Genomic DNA, 16,937 nt, shown 5'->3' on the forward strand with positions numbered 1-16,937 from the left:
GTCGGAGGGCTGCCGCCGACCGGCCGGCCGGCACGGGCGGCAGGGCCGAACCCGTCAGCGGTTGTTCCCGGCACGCCGCTTGTTGTAGACGTCGAAGGCCACGGCGACGAGGAGCACCAGCCCTTTGACCACCGATTGGATCGACTGGTCGACGCCCATGAGCTGCATGCCGTTGCTCATCACCGCCATGATCAGGCCACCGACCATCGCGCCGACGACGGTGCCGACCCCGCCGGTGACCGCCGCGCCGCCGATGAAGGCCGCCGCGATGGCGTCCAACTCGAACATGTTGCCGGCGGCGGGCTGGGCGCCGTTGGACCGCGACGAGTAGATGACCCCGGCGACGGCGGACAGGAAGCCCATGTTGACGAAGATCCAGAAGTTGACCGTCTTGACCTTCACACCGGACAGCATCGCCGCCGGCAGGTTGCCGCCGATGGCGTAGACCTGTCGTCCGAAGACGGTACGCCGGGTGAGCAGTCCGTAGGCGAGCACCAGCACGGCCAGGATGATCAGCACGATGGGCAGGCCCCGGGCGTGGGCGAGCTGCCAGGCGAAGTACATGATGACGGCGCCGACCAGCGCCACGCGCGCGACGAACAGCGGGAACGACTCCACCTTCTGCCCGTAGCGGATGCGAGCGGTCCGGGTCCGGAAGACGCTCACCGCGTAGCCGGCCACCGCGAAGGCTCCGATGAACAGGGTGAACGCGTCGAAACCCTGCCCACCGAGGAGCCCGTTGAGGAATCCGGCGGCGACCCGCTGGTACTCGGCGGGGAACGGCGACAGCGAGATGTTGTCGAGCACCCGCAGGGTCAGACCGCGGAAAAGCAGCATCCCCGCCAGGGTGACGATGAAGGCCGGGATCCCGGCGTACGCGACCCAGAAGCCGTGCCACGCGCCAACCGCGACGCCGACCACGAGAGCGGCCAGGATCCCGACCCACCAGGGGTGGCCCTCGCGGATGACGACCACGGCGGAGACCGCGCCGGTGAGCGCCACCACCGAACCCACCGACAGGTCGATGTGGCCCCCGATGATCACGATGACCATGCCGATCGCGAGCACCAGGATGTAGGAGTACTGAAGGACGATGTTGGTGATGTTGCCCGGGCTCAGCGAGACGCCGTCGGTGAGGATCGCGAACAGCCCGACGATCACGACAAGGGCGATGTAGATGCCGCTCTGCCGCAGGTTGCCCAGAATCAGCGTCCGGGGATCGCTGGTCCCGGCGTGCAGGGCGGGCGCCACCCCGGACGGGCCGCTCTGCCGGTTCGTGGCGGGCTTCGTGCTGGTCATCCGGCGTGATCCTTGTCCGTCGTCATGAGTTGCATGAGGTTCTCCTGGGTGGCGGCACCCACCGGAAGCTCGCCGGTTATCCGGCCGGCCGCGAGCGTGTAGATGCGGTCGCACATGCCGAGCAGCTCGGGCAGCTCCGAGGAGATGAGGATGACGGCCTTCCCGTCGGCCACGAGCTGATTGATGATCGTGTAGATCTCGAACTTCGCGCCGACGTCGATGCCCCGGGTCGGCTCGTCCAGGATCAGCACGTCGGGATCCGTGAACAGCCACTTCGACAGCACGACCTTCTGCTGGTTGCCACCGGAGAGCTTGCCGACCAGCGACATGACGCTCGTGGTCTTGATGTTCATCTCCCGCCGTCCCCGCTCGGCGACCTCGATCTCCTCGTTGCCGTTGACCCAGCCGAACCGGGCCAGCCTGCCGAGCCCGGCCGCCGAGATGTTGCGCCGGACGTCGTCGATCAGGTTGAGGCCGTAACGCTTCCGGTCCTCGGTCGCGTACGCGATGCCGTTGCCGATGGCCTCCGCCACCGTGCGGGCCGTCACCTCCCGTCCGCGGACGAACAGCCGCCCCTCGATGTCCCGACCGTAGGAGCGGCCGAACACGCTCATTGCCAGCTCGGTCCGCCCGGCACCCATCAGGCCGGCGATGCCGACGACCTCGCCCGCCCGGACGGTGATGGAGGCGCCGTCGACCACCAGCCGGTCCTGCGTCGGGTGCCGCACCGTCCAGTCCTCGATGCGCAGCACCTCGCCTCCCGGCGAGGACGCCCGCTCGGGGTAGAAGGCGGCCAGGTCCCGCCCCACCATGCCCCGGATGATCCGCTCCTGGGTGGCCCCGTCGTCGCTCATGTCGAGCGTCTCGACCGTCCGGCCGTCCCGGATGACCGTGGTCGAGTCGGCGATCGCGGTGACCTCGCCGAGCTTGTGGGAGATCAGGATGCAGGTGACGCCCTGCTCCCGCAGCCGGCGCATCAGGCTCAGCAGGTGCGCCGAGTCGACGTCGTTGAGCGCGGCGGTCGGCTCGTCCAGTATCAGCAGGCGGACCTTCTTCGACAGCGCCTTGGCGATTTCCACCAGTTGCTGCTTGCCCACCCCGAGCTGAATGACCGGGGTGACCGGGTTCTCGTCCAGCCCGACCGACTCGAGCAGGCGCGCAGCCTCGGCGTTGGTCCGGTGCCAGTCGATCAGACCGCCTGGCCCGCGCCGCTCGTTGCCGAGGAAGATGTTCTCGGCGATCGACAGGTACGGCACCAGGGCCAGCTCCTGGTGGATGATGACGATGCCGTGCGCCTCGCTGTCCCGGATGCCGCGGATGTGCACGGGCGCGCCGTCGAAGACGATCGTCCCGTCGTAACTGCCCGCCGGGTACACCCCGGACAGCACCTTCATCAAGGTGGATTTGCCAGCGCCGTTCTCACCGCAGATCGCGTGGATCTCTCCGCGCCGCACGGCGAGCGACACGTCCTGGAGTGCCCGCACTCCGGGAAAGGTCTTAGTGATGTTGCGCATGTCGAGGATGACGTCGCCCATGCAACCCGCCCTGCCCGTGGTCTTCGTAGCCGGATCCGGCGGGCCGGCGGTGACGGCGTGCACCACCGGACCCGCCGGGCGCGGTCAGCCCTTCGCCTGCCCGGCCGCGACCTCCTCGGCCGTCCAGTAGCCGGAATCGATCAACACGGGCTTGATGTCGTCCTTGTACACCGTCTGGACCGGCAACAGGTACGACGGGACGACCTTGACCCCGTTCTCGTAAGTCTTGGTGTCGTTGGCCTGCGGCTCCGTCTCCTGCAGGAACGCCCAGGCCGCCACCACGGCCTGCTCAGCCAGTAGTCGGGTGTCCTTGAAGACGGTGGAGCTCTGGACACCGTCGTTGATGAGCTTGACCGAGGCGATCTCGGCGTCCTGGCCGGTGATCACCGGCATCTTCTTGGTCGCGGCGCCGTAGCCGGCGTTCTGCAGCGCGGTGATGATGCCCCGCGACAGGCCGTCGTAGGGCGACAGCACGCCGTGCACCGGGCTGCCGTCGTTGTAGCTGGCGGTCAGCAGATCCTCCATGCGCTTCTGCGCGGTCTCCTGCTGCCAGCGCAGGATGGCCACCTGCTCGATCTTCGTCTGACCGGACTTCACCCGCAGGGTGCCGGCGTCGACGAACGGCTTGAGCGTGTCCATCGCGCCGCCGAAGAAGAAGTGGGCGTTGTTGTCGTCCAGCGAGCCGGCGAACAGCTCCACGTTGAACGGTCCGGTCGCCGTGCCCTTCGAGCCGTCCTTGTTCTGCAGTCCGAGGCCGACCAGCAGCGCGTTGGCCTGGGCCACCCCGACCTTGTAGTTGTCGAAGCTGACGTAGAAGTCGACGTTGGGGCTGTCCCGGATGAGCCGGTCGTACGCGATGACCGGGATCTTCGCGTCCGCCGCGGCCTGGAGCTGACCGCTGAGCGCGGTGCCGTCGATCGCGGCGATGATCAGCACGTCCGCGCCCCGGGTGATCATCTGGTCGACCTGCTGCGACTGGGTCGGGATGTCGTCGCCGGCGTACTGGAGGTCGACCTTGTACCCCTTCGCCTCGAGCTTCTCCTTGACCGAGTTGCCGTCGGCGATCCAGCGCTCCGAGGTCTGGGTCGGCATCGAGACGCCGATGGTCAGGTCGGCGGGCCGGTCACCGCCGGTGTCGCCGCCGCCGGCTCCTTCGCCACCGCACGCCACCAGACTGATGGCGAGCGCCGCCCCACCCAGAGCGGCGAGAGTTCGTCTGCGCACAGCTTCTCCTCCACACGATCTCGGACGTGCCCGGCATCACCCTGGAGTGTTAGCGCTCACAATCCCATCGTCAACCGATGTCGTTGAATGTGTACGTCTCGGTCTCATAACAACGGCGGCGCCGGCCGGCGGTCCGGTGCGGCATCGCGCCCGTTGACGGGCTCCGTCCACATCAGTACGGTGCGTCGTAAATGTTCGATGCGAAGGTTGATCTATCAATCGTGTCGAGCGCTCCACATGCGGATCTCCGCACGCGCATAAGCCCAGGCTGCAGCAGCAATGACCACGCCAGGAAACGACACCGCAGAGCTGTTAGCGATAACAGCTCAGGACCGTTGACCTCGTTGGCGCCGGGGACGGCCGGGTGCGGCGGCGGTCGTGCCCATCGGACACCGTTCGACGACCTGGGAGTCACCGTGAAGCTGACAGTTCCCCGCCGGACCCGATCGGCGATCCGGCGCGGCGTCGCCGCAGTCGCCGGCCTGCTCTGCGCCGCCGCCCTGCTGCCCGGCCCGGCACAGGGCGACAACCCGATCGTCCAGCACATCTACACCGCCGATCCGGCGCCGATGGTGCACAACGGCCGGGTGTACCTGTACACCGGACACGACGAGGACGGCTCGACCTACTTCACCATGCGTGACTGGCGGGTCTTCTCCTCGACCGACCTGGTGAACTGGACCGACCACGGCACCCCCATGAGCCTCGCGACCTTCGCCTGGGCGGACGCCAACGCGTGGGCCGGTCACGTCGTCCCGCGCAACGGGAAGTTCTACTGGTACGTGCCGGTACGCCAGCGGTCGAACGGGCAGATGGTCATCGGCGTCGGCGTCGCGGACAGTCCGACCGGCCCGTTCCGGGACGCGCTCGGCCGGCCACTGGTCGGTAACGGCGAGATCGACCCGCACGCCTTCATCGACGACGACGGGCAGGCGTACCTGTACTGGGGCAACCCGAACCTGTGGTTCGTGCGGCTCAACCCCGACATGATCTCGTTCTCCGGTAACCCGACCCAGATTCCGCTCACCACCGCCGGGTTCGGCACCCGCACCGGCAACCCGAGCCGCCCGACCCTCTACGAGGAAGGGCCGTGGGTCTTCAAGCGCAACGGGCTGTACTACAACGTCTTCGCGGCGGAGTGCTGCTCCGAGTTCATCGGGTACTCGACCGCGCCCGGCCCGACCGGGCCGTGGACGTACCGGGGGACGATCATGCCCCGGCAGGGCGGCAGCTTCACCAACCACGCCGGCGTCATCGACTTCAACGGCGGCTCGTACTTCTTCTACCACAACGGCGCGCTGCCCGGCGGCGGTGGCTTCACCCGGTCGGTCGCGGTGGAGAGGTTCAGCTACCACAGCAACGGCACCTTCCCGACCATCAACATGACCGCCACGGGCGCCCCGCAGGTCGGCAATCTCGACCCGTACGTGCGCCAGGAGGCCGAGACGATCGCCTGGGGCTCCGGTATCGAGACGGAGCCGTCGAGCGAGGGCGGGATGAACGTCGGCTGGATCGAGAACGGCGACTACATCAAGGTCAAGGGCGTCGCCTTCGGCGCCGGCGCCACCTCCTTCTCCGCGCGGGTGGCCTCCGCGACCGGGGGCGGCCGGATCGAGGTACGGCTGGACGGCACCGGCGGTCCGATCGTCGGCACCTGCACCGTCGGCGGCACCGGTGGCTGGCAGAACTGGACGACCACCACCTGCGGGGTGAGCGGGGCCACCGGCACCCGAGACCTGTACCTGCGCTTCGTCGGCGGCGGCGGCAACCTGTTCAACGTCAACTGGTGGCAGTTCGGCGGCGGCGCCGCGGCGTCGTACCGGATCACCAACCGCAACAGCGGGCAGGTCATCGACGTTCAGCAGCCGAACCTCGACAACCTCGCCGTGATCGGCCAGTGGAGCAGCAACGGCGCCGGCTGGCAGCAGTGGCGCTTCCTGGACGCCGGCGACGGCAACGTGCGGCTCCAGAGCGTCCACAGCGGCAAGTGCGTCGACGTGCTGGACTTCTCGACCGCCGACGGCGCGCGGATCGTGCAGTACACCTGCCACGACGGCCTGAACCAGCTGTTCCGCTGGCGCTCGACCGGCGACGGCCACCACAACCTGGTCAACGTGAACAGCGGCAAGTGCCTGAACGTGGTCGGTGGCTCCACCGCCCTGGGCGCCGCCCTGGAGCAGCGGACGTGCAGCACCGCGACCAGCATGCAGTGGTCCCGCGCCTGACCGCCCAGGGACCAGGGCGGGCGGTGACGTCCACCTCACATCGCGGGGGCCGAGCACCCGGGGCCGGGGTCGTCCCGCACTCCGGAGTGGAGGTCGACGGTGGTGTGTGCCCGGACGTTCGGGGGCGGGCCGCTGGTGAACCGCGCGACCAGCGCCCGGACGTGCTGTTCGGCGGGCTCGGCGAGGCCGTCGTAGACCGCCGCGAACAGCTCCCGGGCGGGCTCCCGGAGCCAACCCGCCGGGAGCAGGTCCAGCGGCAGCTGCGGATCGAGGGTGGGAAAGCGCCGGAACGTGTCCATCACCTCGGTACGCGCCCGCACCGCCGTCGTGCCGTCGACCCGCCCCGAGCGCATCTGGCGTAGCAGCGGTGTCCAGCGCCGGAGGAACGCGGCGTAGTGCCGGGCGATCGCATGGATGTCCCAGGCATCGATCGGGGTGCGCTGGCTGAGCGCGTCGAGCTCGGTCTGCCGTGCCCGGAACACCGTGACGGCACCGAGGGTGAGCTGGGCGAGCTGCGCCCGTGCCGGCGGGGTCAGCTCGTGCGGCGAGATCCACAGTCCGTCGTACAGCGGCGCGTATCCGAGCCAGCGGAGCCGACCGCGCAGCGCCCGGCGCTGCGCACTCCGGTCCTGCGGCAGCGAGAAGGCGACGATCGTCCAGCGCCCGTCCCACCGGCCGGTCGCGGCGGTGGCGGAGAGGATCCACCGGCCGCCGGCCGAGAGGTTCGCGGCCGCGGCGCGGCTGAGCCGGTAGGAGCTGTTCCGTCCGTGCCGGCTGCCTTCCAGGACGCCACGCCGGGCCAGCCGGCTGATGGCGGTACGGGCACCGGCCGTCGTCACCCCGGACTCGGCGAGCAACGCGACGATGGCGGCGGACGGGAGCGCGGCGCGGGTCCGCAGGGTGTAGTCCGCCAGCAGGGTCACCGTGACACCCTGCGGTGAGTTTCCGACCTGTCGCCGGGGCAGCCGGAGCGCATGGTCCCCCTCGTCCGGAAACATCTCCTCGATGTCGAACGGGCTAGTCACAGGCGCTCCGGGCGGGGCTCGGGTACGGCAAGACCACTGTAGACGGAACGCCGGTCGAACCCGGCACGCCGCGACCGAGCACGAGATTAGTCGATGACTGTCGATTGACACTTGTTGGGCCTGGGGGAACACTAACTGCTACACGACGCCATCGGAGCCGGGCAGCGCGCGCCGCACGAGTGCGGCGAGCGCGATCACCGCGGGGTACCGGGCACACCCGCGACTGGATCGCGCGACCAGATCCCAACCTGCACAGGTGATCGAAGGAGTCGTCCCGGTGAAAATCAGAAGGAATCTGCTGCTCGGCCTGGCCGCAGCACTGGCCACAGCCGGCCTGATCGTCCCCACGCTCCGCCCCGCGTACGCGGCGTCGCTGGTCGAGGTGACCAGCTTCGGCGACAATCCGGGCCGGATGCGCATGCACGTCTACGTGCCCGACTCCCGCCCGGCCAGGCCGGCAACGGTGGTGGCCATGCACGGCTGCGGCGGGTCGGGCCCCGGCTTCTACTCCGGTAGCGAGTTCGCCGCCCTGGCCGACCGCCACGGGTTCATCGTGATCTATCCGACCGCGACCCAGCAGGCCGGGTTCGGCAACTGCTTCGACGTCTGGTCGGACGCCGCCAAGCGCCGCGGCGGGGGCAGCGACCCGGTGTCGATCGCCTCCATGGTCCGGTACGCCCAGCAGCAGTACGGCGCGGATCCCGACCGGGTCTACGCCACCGGCAGTTCGTCGGGCGGCATGATGACCAACCACCTGCTGGCCCTCTACCCGGACGTGTTCAAGGCCGGCGCCGCCTTCATGGGAGTTCCCTACAACTGCTTCGCCGGTGCCGCGGACTTCCCACCGGGCAGCAGCCAGTGCACCGGCGGGAACATGAACCGGACCCCGCAGCAGTGGGGTGACGCGGTCCGGCAGGCCTACCCCGGCTATTCCGGCCCCCGCCCCCGCGCACAGCTGTGGCACGGCACCAACGACACGCTCGTACCGCACCAGCTCCTACAGGAAACGATCGAGCAGTGGACCAACGTGTTCGGGCTCAGCCAGACGCCGACCTCGACCGACACACCGCAGGCCAACTGGAACCGGCGCCGGTACGCCGACGCCGGCGGCACCGTCCAGGTCGAGGCGTACAGCATCCAGGGGGCCGGGCACAGCCTGCCCGCCAGCGGCATGGCCGCGTCCGCCATCCAGTTCTTCGGCCTGTCCACTCCGTCGAACCCCACCACGCCACCGAGCCCGACCGTCCCGCCGAGCCCGACCGTCCCGCCGAGCCCGACCGTCCCGCCGAGCCCGACCGTCCCGCCGAGCCCGACCACTCCGCCGGGCTCCGCCAGCTGCCGGGTGACGGTCGCGGTCAACGCCTGGAACACCGGGCTGACCGAGAACATCACCATCACCAACACCGGCGCCAGTGCCGTCAACGGCTGGTCCCTGGCCTTCACGCTGCCCGGGGGGCAGAACATCACCTCGGGCTGGAACGCCTCCTACTCCCCCACCTCCGGACAGGTCACGGCCCGAAACCTCAGCTACAACGCAACCATCCCCGGCAACGGGTCGACCACCATCGGCTTCCAGGCCACGCACACCGGAAACACCGCCGGACCGACCTCGTTCACCCTCAACGGCGCGCCCTGCACCGTCTCCTGACACCGGCCGGCTCCGGGGACGGCACGCCCTGCTCGGCCGTCCCCGGAGCACCAGGAGCCGCGACCACAGGAGCCGCGACCAGCCGAACGTGGGGCGCACCGGCACGAGGCCGGCGGGCCCGCCGACGGCGCACGGCGGCACCAACCAGCAGTTCCGGCCAGCCGACTCCGACGGCGGCCGTTCGTTCGGCCCGGGCCGGGAGGACCTTCGACCCTGCGCACCACAGCCGATGCCGGGAACCATGGAATCGGCAGGTCCGGGCGTGCCGACTGGGGACACCCGCGGACCCGTGGAGGACGCGATGGGAAGCTGGCCCTGGTCGGACGACGATCTTCGCAGGATGTACGCGGGAGGTCACGCCGACGCCACGGCCCGCCGCCTCGCACGGATGTGGGCGGTCGTGCTCGGCGCCGGTCTGCTCCCCCGGCGCTGGGTGACCCTCGAGGTCGTCGGCCGTCGCACCGGACGGCGCACCCGCTTCCCCCTGGGCATGGCCGACTGGCACGGCGAGTGGTACCTGGTGCCGATGCTGGGCAGCGACTGCAACTGGGTCCGCAACGTGCGCGCGGCGGACGGCCGGGCCGTCATCCGGCACGGCCGCGCTCGTGCCTGCCGCCTGATCGAGGTGCCGGTCGGCGAGCGCGCGCCGATCCTCAAGCGGTACCTGCAGCAGGTGCCCGGAGCACGACCGCACCTGCCGGTCGACCGGCACGCACCCCTGAGCGAGTTCGCGGCCGTCGCGGAGCGGTACCCCGCCTTCCGCGTGGAGTACGCGGCCCGCGACGTGCCCCGATGACGACGGCCGGGATCCACCGGCGAGGAAGGGAGGAACCACGATGCGCGCAATGGTCTACCACGGGCCGGGCACCAAGGCCTGGGAGGAGGTGTCGGACCCGACCATCATCGACGACACCGACGCCATCGTCCGGGTCGACACCGTCACGATCTGCGGGACGGACCTGCACATCCTCAAGGGTGACGTGCCGGCGGTCACCGACGGGCGGATCCTCGGCCACGAGGCCGTGGGCACCGTGACCGAGGTCGGTGCGGGAGTGAAGAACGTGAAGCCCGGCGACCGGGTGCTGGTGTCCTGCGTCACCGCGTGCGGCCGGTGCCGCTACTGCCGGGACCGGGCGTACGGGCAGTGCCGGGGCGGCGGCGGCTGGATCCTGGGACACCGCATCGACGGCACCCAGGCCGAGCGGGTGCGGGTGCCGTTCGCCGACAACTCCACCTACCCGGTCCCGCCCGGAGTCAGCGACGAGCAGGTGCTCATGCTCGCCGACATCCTGCCCACCTCGTACGAGGTCGGCGTCCTCAACGGCGGTGTGCGGCCCGGCGACACGGTCGCCGTCGTCGGCGCCGGCCCGATCGGGCTGGCCGCGATCCTGGCCGCCCGGCTGTTGTCACCGGGCCACGTCGTCGCGATCGACCTGGCCGACAGCCGGCTGGACGCGGCCAAGCAGTTCGGCGCCGACGTCGTGATCAACAACGGCCGTCAGGACCCGGTCACCCAGGTGCTCGACCTCACCGACGGGCTCGGCGCCGACGTGGCCATCGAGGCCGTCGGTGTGCCCGGGACCTTCGAGTTGTGCACGCGGCTGATCCGTCCCGGGGGCCGCGTCGCCAACGTCGGTGTGCACGGCAAGCCAGCCACGCTGCACCTCGAGGATCTGTGGATCAAGAACGTCACGATCACCACCGGGCTGGTGGACACCTACTCCACACCGACCCTGCTGCGACTGGTCGCCGCCGGCCAGATCGACCCCGCCCGCTTCGTCACCCACCGCTTCGCCATGGCCGACTTCCCGGCCGCGTACGACGTGTTCGCCCGTGCCGGCGACACCGGCGCCCTGAAGGTCGTGCTCAGCCGAAGCTGACCGGGCCGCGGCTCGGCGAGCGTTCCGAACCCACCCAGGTCGAGCCGAGGAGTGGCCCTTGCATACCGGCAAGGGCCCCTTCCTCGCCGCGGCTCGGCGGCGCCACCCGCCCGACCACCGGTCGCGCTCCGGCTACCCCGGCGCCGCACGATTGCCCCGCACGTCGTCACCGAGGCCGGTGAGCGGTTCCGGCCGGTTCGCGAACTCGGTCCGGTTGCCCGCCGGGCGGGTGGTGGTCGGGCCGGCGAGTCGGCCCCGCCAGCCGGAGGTAGAGCAGGGCCGCGCCGGTCACGGCCAGGGGCCACACGAGGTAGCGGCCGGTCATGACCAGCAGGAAGACCACCGATCCCGCGGTCAGCACGGCGGCGTACCAGGTCCTGCTGCGCCGTGGCAGCAGGCGCAGCGCCGCCGCGGCGCCCACGGCGTACACCGTGACGAAGGAGCCGGTGGTCAGCAACACCAGCGGCCGAGGGCCGACGTCGGCGGCGAGCACCGCGCACAGGGCCAGGAAGGACAGGGCTGCGTTGACCGACAGGCTGCGCCGGGGCACCTCGCCCGCCACGCTGCCCCGGGTCAGCCAGACGGGCAGCGCACCGTCGCGGCCGAGAGCCGCGCCGAGCTTGGCCGCGCCGGCGTAGTAGGCGTTCATCGCCCCGAAGGTGAGCAGCAGCGCGGCTCCGGCGGCGAGCCACCGGGCGTCGCCGCCGAGCGCGACCGCGAACAGCTCGCCGAGCGGAGCGTCGGCGTCGGCGGCCGCGGAGCCGAGCACCGCGATGATGGCGAAGGCCACCGCGAGGTACAGCGCACCCACCACGACGACCGCGGCGGCGGTGGCCTTCGGCAGGTCCCGGGCCGGGCGGCGGAACTCGGCGGTCAGGTGGGTGATCGCCTCCCAGCCGACGAAGCTCCAGACCAGCAGCGCGGCGGCCGGGCCGATCGCCGTCCAGCCGTGCGGGGCGAACGGTTCGAGATTGTCGGTCGAGGCGTGCGGCAGGGACAGGATCACGGCCAGTAGCAGGAAGGTGACCAGGATGCCGGCCAATGTGAGCTGCACCCGCCCGGCGAGCTGGACGCCGAAGAAGTTGGTGGTCGTGACGACCACCATCAGCAGCACGGCCGTGACCGCCACGGTAGTACCGCCGCCGCCCACAGCGGCCTCGACGTACGCGCCGCCGAAGAGCGCCGCGGCCGCGGCGCCGGGCGGTACCGCGAAGTAGAAGCACCAGCCGACCACCGCCGCGGCCCGCGGCCCGAAGGCCATCCGGGCGTACGTGGACACGCCGCCCGCGTCGGGGTATCGGGCACCGAGCGCGGCGAAGGTCGCCGCGAGCGGCGCGGACACCACCACGAGCAACAGCCAGGCGATCAGGGAGGCGGGACCGGCGGCCTCGGCGGCCAGCGCGGGAAGTGCGATGACTCCGGTTCCCAGGACAGCGCCGACGTACAGGGCGGCGCCCTGCGCGGCGGTCAGCCGACCGCTCGCCGCCGGCACGGATGGTGTTTCAGCCATGAGACCAGCGTCGCCGGCACCGAGCGGGTGGAACAGCTGGGTTCGTGCCGGTCTTCGGTAGATTTCTGCCATGGAACAGCACGTCATCGCGGTGGCGGTCACCGACAACCTGCCGATCTTCGAGCTGGCGGTCCCGCAGGAGGTGTTCGGCACCGACCGCCGGGACATCGCCGACCCGTGGTACGAACTACGCATGTGCGCCGCCGAGCCGGGCCCGCTGCGCACCACCGGGGGCGGCTGGCTCGATCCGTCGTACGGCCTGGACGATCTCGTCGAGGCGGACACCGTGCTGGTGCCGGCGTGCGCCCGGGCCACGCAGGTCGACCCGCCCGCGGATCTCGTCGAGGCGCTACGGATGGCGTACGCGCGCGGCAGTCGTATCGTGGGCTTCTGCACGGGTGCGTACGTGATGGCGGCGGCCGGCCTGCTCGACGGCCGCCGGGCGACGACCCACTGGATGAACGCCCAGGATTTCGCGGCCCGGTACCCGCTGGTCGACCTCGACCCCCGCGTGCTCTACGTCGACGAGGGCGACATCCTCACGTCCGCCGGGACGGTGGCTGCGATCGATCTGTGCCTGCACCTGGTCAGGCGGGATCACGGCGCCGCGGTCGCCCACGAGGTCGCGCGCCGGATGGTCGTACCGCCGCATCGGTCCGGCGATCACGCCCAGTACCCGCCGCCTCCGGTGCGGGGCGTGTCCCCCGACGACCTCGGTCCCGTGCTGGAGTGGGCCCGCCACCGGCTCGACCAGCCCCTGACCGTCAACGATCTGGCCCGCGAGGCGAACATGAGCGCGCGTACCCTCGCCCGGCGGTTCCGGGAGACGCTCGGCACGACTCCCCTGCGGTGGGTGCTGGAGCAGCGGGTCCGGCTGGCGCAGGAGCTGCTGGAGACCACGGACGACGCGGTGGAGCGGATCGCCCACCGCACCGGCTTCGGCAGCGGCGCCAACCTGCGCCAGCACTTCGGTCGGGTCAGCGGGGTGACCCCGCAGACGTACCGGCACGTGTTCCGGTACCGGGCGGCCGCCGCGACCCGGCCCGCCGCCGGGTCCGGCCGGCCGGACCCGGCGGAGCAGCCGGCGATGACGGTCGCCCGGTCAAACGGCGGAGCGAGCTGAGCCCGAACGGCGCCTCGACGAGACACCGCGCGGGCCCGCCCGGGTGCGGGCGCTGGACGTCAATCCGGTACGCGACCGCCTGCTCCAAATTGCCGTAGTCCGGTCATCCCGCGGTGCACGGGGTCCCGTTCAGCGTGAACGAGGGCGGACGCGGGTTGTTGCCGCTGTGCGTGCCGTTGAAGCCGATCCCGGTCGAGGCGCCGGCCGGAAGCGAGCCGTTCCACGCGGCGTTCGTCGCGGTCACCGCCGTGCCGCTCTGCGACCAGGTCGCCGACCAGCCCTGGGTCACCCGCTGGCCCGCGTCGGGGAACGCGAAGCGCAACGTCCAGCCGGACAGCGTCGCGGTGCCGGTGTTGCGTACGGTGATGTTGGCGGTGAAGCCGGTGCCCCAGTCGTTCGTCGCGTACGTCACCTGGCAGCCGGCCGCGCCCTGGGTCGGCGTCGGTGTCGGGTCGACCCCCGCCGCGGTCACCACGACCGGCGTCGAAGCCGGTGACGCGTTGCCGGCCGCGTCGACCGCGCGCACGTAGAACTGCCGGGGCACGCCGGGGACCAGCCCGGTGACCGTGAACGAGGTGGTGGTCGTGCGGCCGTACACCGGGCTGGGTTCGGGTGCCCCGACCACCTCGTGCACGGTGTACTCCCGTACCCCGACGTCGTCGGTGGCCGGCGACCAGGTCAGCGTCGCGGACGTGCCGTCGACCACGGCCCGCAGGTCGGTCGGCGCGGTCGGCGCGGTGGTGTCCGGCGCCGGGCTCCCGTAGCTCAGCCCGTGGCCGTACGGGAACAGGGGCGGCTTGCCGTCACCGTCGTTGATCGGCTGCTGGCCGGCCGACTGCATCCAGGTCACCGGCAGCTTCCCGGTCGGCTGGCGGATCCCGAACAGCACGTCCGCCACCCCCTGCCCCTCGGTCCCGGGCAGCCAGGCGGCGACCAGGGCGTTCCAGTTCGGCAGCTGGGCGGCGACGTCCAGCGGCCGGCCGGAGACCAGCACGACCACCACCGGCACGCCGGCGGCACGCAGGGTGTTGATGGTGCTCAGGTCGGTGCTGTCCAGGCCCAGGCCGGCGGGCCGGTCGCCCTCGCCCTCCGCGTACGGGGTCTCGCCGACCACCGCCACCGCGACGTCGTACGAGGAGTCGATTCCGCTGCCGGTGCGGCTGTAGGTCACGGTGCCGGCCGAGCCGACGGTGTTGCGGATGCCCTGCAGGATCGTGGTGCCCGGCGTGATGTTCCCGCTGCGGCCCTGCCAGGTGATGGTCCAGCCCCCGCTCTGGTTGCCGATGTCGTCGGCGCTCCGGCCGGCCACGAAGATCCGGCTGCTCGTACGCAGCGGCAGCGCTCCGGCGTTCTTGAGCACCACCTGCGACTTGGCCACCGCCTCGCGGGCCAGTTCGCGGTGCGCGGCGCTGCCCAGCGTGCCGGCGTACGAGCGGTCGGCCAGCGGCCGCTCGAAGAGGCCCAGCTCGAACTTCTTGGTCAGGATCCGCCGGTTGGCGTCGTCGATGCGGGACATCGGCACCCGCCCCGCCTGCACCTCGCCGCGCAGCAGGGTGATGAACGACCGCCACTGGTCGGGCACCATCACCATGTCGATGCCGGCGTTGACCGCCTGGGTCACCTCGGCCGCGGTGAAGCCGGGCGCGCCGTCGAGCTGGTCGATGCCGTTCCAGTCGGACACCACGAAGCCGGTGAAGCCCAGTTCGCTCTTCAGCACGTCGGTCACGAGGTAGCGGTGGCCGTGCAGCTTCTGCCCGTTCCAGCTGCTGAACGAGACCATGACGGAGCCGACGCCGGCCCGGACGGCCGCGACGAACGGCGGCAGGTGGATGGCCCGCAGCTCGGCCTCGGACAGCCGGGTGTCGCCCTGGTCGGTGCCGTTCGTGGTGCCGCCGTCGCCCAGGTAGTGCTTGGCGGTGGCCAGCACGCTGGCCGGTCCGCCGAGCGTGGCGCCCTGATAGCCGGTGACGATGCTGGTCATCTGCGTCGCCAGCTCGGGCTTCTCGCCGAACGACTCGTACGTGCGACCCCAACGGTCGTTGCGTGCCACGCAGAGGCAGGGCGAGAAGGTCCAGTCCACACCGGTGCCGGTGGCCTCCTCGGCGGTGGCCCGACCGATCCGCTCGACCAGGCCCGGGTCACGGGTGGCACCCAGGCCGATGTTGTGCGGGAAGATCGTCGCGCCGACCACGTTGTTGTGCCCGTGCACGGCGTCCGATCCGTAGATCATCGGGATGCCGAGCGGTGTGGCCAGCGCGCCGCGCTGGAAGTTGTCGTACATGTCGGCCCAGCCGGCCGCGTTGTTCGGCGACGGGGCGGAGCCGCCGCCGGACAGGATGGAGCCGAGCCGGTACGTCGTCACGTCGGACGGGCTGACCTCGGCGCGCTCGGCCTGGGTCATCTGGCCGATCTTTTCGTCCAGCGACATCCGGGACAGCAGGTCCGTGACCCGCTGCGCCACGGGCAGGGACGGGTCCTGGTAGGGCAGCGGCTGAGCCGCGGCGACCGGGGCCAGGGTCATGGCGGTCGCGGACAGCACGACCGCCGTGGCAACGCCGGCGACGGCCGCACGGGTACGGAATGGGCGCGGGGAGCTGCGGAGCCTGGTGCGCACGGGCATTCCCTTTCGGGTGGATGACGGGTGGCTGCCCTGTGCCCGGAGCCGGCTCCCCCTCATGATGCCACGACCGCGCGCTCTCCGGCTTCGCGCCACCACCGCCCGCCGCTGCGCGGCGGACCCGGACTCCGCCGCCTCAGCCGGACAGCCGGGCCGGCGGGCGGGTCAGGCTCTCGATGTCGTCCGCGGCCGCGTCCAGCAGACGGTGTGCCAGGTCGGACAGTGCCCGCGCGGCGGCGAGTTCGGCACCGATTTCCGGACGGTCGGCGGGGTTACGGCAGGCCTGGCCCTCACCGCGCAGCCGGGTCCGGTCCTCGGTGCGCAGCCGCGCTTCGGCGTGCGCCCGCCGCTCGTCGTCGTGTTCGTCGATCACGATCTCGACCGTCCACTTCTTCGCGTGCATGTCTCAGTGCGCCTCCCTCGGTGGTCGGTACCCTGACCCTCCCGCTGATCCGCCCTGGTGAACAGGGCAGAACGTCCCGAACTGCCGGGTCGCCCGCTACCCGCGGCGCCGTACGGTCTCCCGCACGTCGTCACCGAGGCGGGTGAGGGAGTCGGACACCGCCGCGCCGAGCAGCCGCGCGACCTCGCGCACGTCGGCGCGGACCGCTTCGTCCTCGACCGCACGGCCGGTCGCGGCGAAGGCCTCCTCCACCTGATGCCGCAGGGTCGACAGCGCGTCGGACAACTCGTCGTCCTTCGCCTGTTCCGCGTGCAGCTTGAGCTTCAGACCCAACGCGTTGAGCCGGTTCGCCAGCTCCGTCCAGGTGCCCCGGTGGTCGCTCATGATGTCCTCCGATCGCTTCGACCGTCACCTTGACGGTAGGCCCGGGCCCGGCGGGGGCACCCGG

13 protein-coding genes are annotated in these 16,937 nt (G+C 71.3%); 5 read left to right on the plus strand and 8 right to left on the minus strand.

Annotated elements, in window-relative coordinates:
* Nucleotides 1–54: 54 nt before the first annotated feature.
* The 3 genes from mmsB to chvE all read right to left on the minus strand — a co-directional run bounded on the left by mmsB (nt 55) and on the right by chvE (nt 4,058).
* The gene (gene mmsB / locus EV376_RS22150) at nt 55–1,299 is read right to left on the minus strand and encodes a multiple monosaccharide ABC transporter permease (protein WP_130326159.1); all 1,245 of its coding nucleotides are present in this window, start codon (nt 1,297–1,299) and stop codon (nt 55–57) included.
* Nucleotides 1,296–2,834 (minus strand): multiple monosaccharide ABC transporter ATP-binding protein, encoded by a 1,539-nt coding sequence (gene mmsA, locus EV376_RS22155; protein ID WP_130326161.1) that lies wholly within the window; start codon nt 2,832–2,834, stop codon nt 1,296–1,298. The genes mmsB and mmsA overlap by 4 nt, the downstream gene beginning before the upstream one ends.
* 84 nt (nt 2,835–2,918) lie before the next feature.
* Nucleotides 2,919–4,058 carry a multiple monosaccharide ABC transporter substrate-binding protein gene (chvE, locus tag EV376_RS22160; RefSeq protein ID WP_130326163.1) on the minus strand — a complete coding sequence of 380 codons (1,140 nt, stop codon included), beginning with the start codon at nt 4,056–4,058 and terminating at the stop codon, nt 2,919–2,921.
* Between the two features lie 416 nt (nt 4,059–4,474).
* Between chvE and EV376_RS22165 the strand changes: the two genes are divergently transcribed.
* The gene (locus EV376_RS22165; RefSeq protein WP_207228278.1) at nt 4,475–6,283 is read left to right on the plus strand and encodes a family 43 glycosylhydrolase; all 1,809 of its coding nucleotides are present in this window, start codon (nt 4,475–4,477) and stop codon (nt 6,281–6,283) included.
* A 35-nt stretch (nt 6,284–6,318) separates the two neighbouring features.
* Here the strand turns inward: EV376_RS22165 and EV376_RS22170 are convergent, their stop codons facing one another.
* Nucleotides 6,319–7,308, minus strand: a complete 990-nt coding sequence (locus EV376_RS22170; RefSeq protein ID WP_130326165.1) for a PaaX family transcriptional regulator C-terminal domain-containing protein — start codon at nt 7,306–7,308, stop codon at nt 6,319–6,321.
* A gap of 277 nt (nt 7,309–7,585) precedes the next feature.
* Between EV376_RS22170 and EV376_RS22175 the strand changes: the two genes are divergently transcribed.
* From EV376_RS22175 to EV376_RS22185, 3 genes are all read left to right on the plus strand, one after another.
* Complete coding sequence (locus tag EV376_RS22175) at nt 7,586–8,956, plus strand: extracellular catalytic domain type 1 short-chain-length polyhydroxyalkanoate depolymerase (RefSeq protein WP_130326167.1); 1,371 nt, start codon at nt 7,586–7,588, stop codon at nt 8,954–8,956.
* Nucleotides 8,957–9,296: 340 nt separating this feature from the next.
* The gene (locus EV376_RS22180) at nt 9,297–9,752 is read left to right on the plus strand and encodes a nitroreductase/quinone reductase family protein (RefSeq protein WP_207228284.1); all 456 of its coding nucleotides are present in this window, start codon (nt 9,297–9,299) and stop codon (nt 9,750–9,752) included.
* A 40-nt stretch (nt 9,753–9,792) separates the two neighbouring features.
* Entirely contained in the window at nt 9,793–10,836 is a 1,044-nt protein-coding gene (locus EV376_RS22185; RefSeq protein WP_130326171.1) for a zinc-dependent alcohol dehydrogenase family protein, read from the plus strand.
* 166 nt (nt 10,837–11,002) lie between these two features.
* On the opposite strand, the gene EV376_RS22190 is transcribed toward EV376_RS22185, so the two are convergent.
* Nucleotides 11,003–12,346, minus strand: coding sequence for an APC family permease (locus EV376_RS22190; RefSeq protein ID WP_486482757.1), 1,344 nt, complete (start codon nt 12,344–12,346; stop codon nt 11,003–11,005).
* Nucleotides 12,347–12,416: 70 nt separating this feature from the next.
* Between EV376_RS22190 and EV376_RS22195 the strand changes: the two genes are divergently transcribed.
* A complete protein-coding gene (locus EV376_RS22195) occupies nt 12,417–13,469 on the plus strand; it encodes a helix-turn-helix domain-containing protein (protein WP_130326173.1) in 1,053 nt (350 codons plus the stop codon).
* Between the two features lie 103 nt (nt 13,470–13,572).
* On the opposite strand, the gene EV376_RS22200 is transcribed toward EV376_RS22195, so the two are convergent.
* The 3 genes from EV376_RS22200 to EV376_RS22210 form a co-directional block, all read right to left on the minus strand.
* Nucleotides 13,573–16,083, minus strand: a complete 2,511-nt coding sequence (locus tag EV376_RS22200; protein ID WP_486482758.1) for a glycoside hydrolase family 3 N-terminal domain-containing protein — start codon at nt 16,081–16,083, stop codon at nt 13,573–13,575.
* Between the two features lie 139 nt (nt 16,084–16,222).
* The gene (locus EV376_RS22205) at nt 16,223–16,489 is read right to left on the minus strand and encodes a DUF1876 domain-containing protein (protein WP_130326177.1); all 267 of its coding nucleotides are present in this window, start codon (nt 16,487–16,489) and stop codon (nt 16,223–16,225) included.
* A gap of 96 nt (nt 16,490–16,585) precedes the next feature.
* Entirely contained in the window at nt 16,586–16,873 is a 288-nt protein-coding gene (locus tag EV376_RS22210) for a hypothetical protein (protein WP_130326179.1), read from the minus strand.
* Nucleotides 16,874–16,937: the final 64 nt, after the last annotated feature.

Source organism: Micromonospora sp. CNZ295, from assembly GCF_004217535.1.

Bases quoted from the DNA above. Each gene is read 5' to 3' on its own strand.
- mmsB (WP_130326159.1), bottom strand. From the start codon at position 1,299: ATGACCAGCACGAAGCCCGCCACGAACCGGCAGAGCGGCCCGTCCGGG.
- mmsA (WP_130326161.1), bottom strand. From the start codon at position 2,834: ATGGGCGACGTCATCCTCGACATGCGCAACATCACTAAGACCTTTCCC.
- EV376_RS22180 (WP_207228284.1), top strand. From the start codon at position 9,297: ATGTACGCGGGAGGTCACGCCGACGCCACGGCCCGCCGCCTCGCACGG.
- EV376_RS22185 (WP_130326171.1), top strand. From the start codon at position 9,793: ATGCGCGCAATGGTCTACCACGGGCCGGGCACCAAGGCCTGGGAGGAG.
- EV376_RS22190 (WP_486482757.1), bottom strand. From the start codon at position 12,346: ATGGCTGAAACACCATCCGTGCCGGCGGCGAGCGGTCGGCTGACCGCC.
- EV376_RS22195 (WP_130326173.1), top strand. From the start codon at position 12,417: ATGGAACAGCACGTCATCGCGGTGGCGGTCACCGACAACCTGCCGATC.
- EV376_RS22205 (WP_130326177.1), bottom strand. From the start codon at position 16,489: ATGCACGCGAAGAAGTGGACGGTCGAGATCGTGATCGACGAACACGAC.
- EV376_RS22210 (WP_130326179.1), bottom strand. From the start codon at position 16,873: ATGAGCGACCACCGGGGCACCTGGACGGAGCTGGCGAACCGGCTCAAC.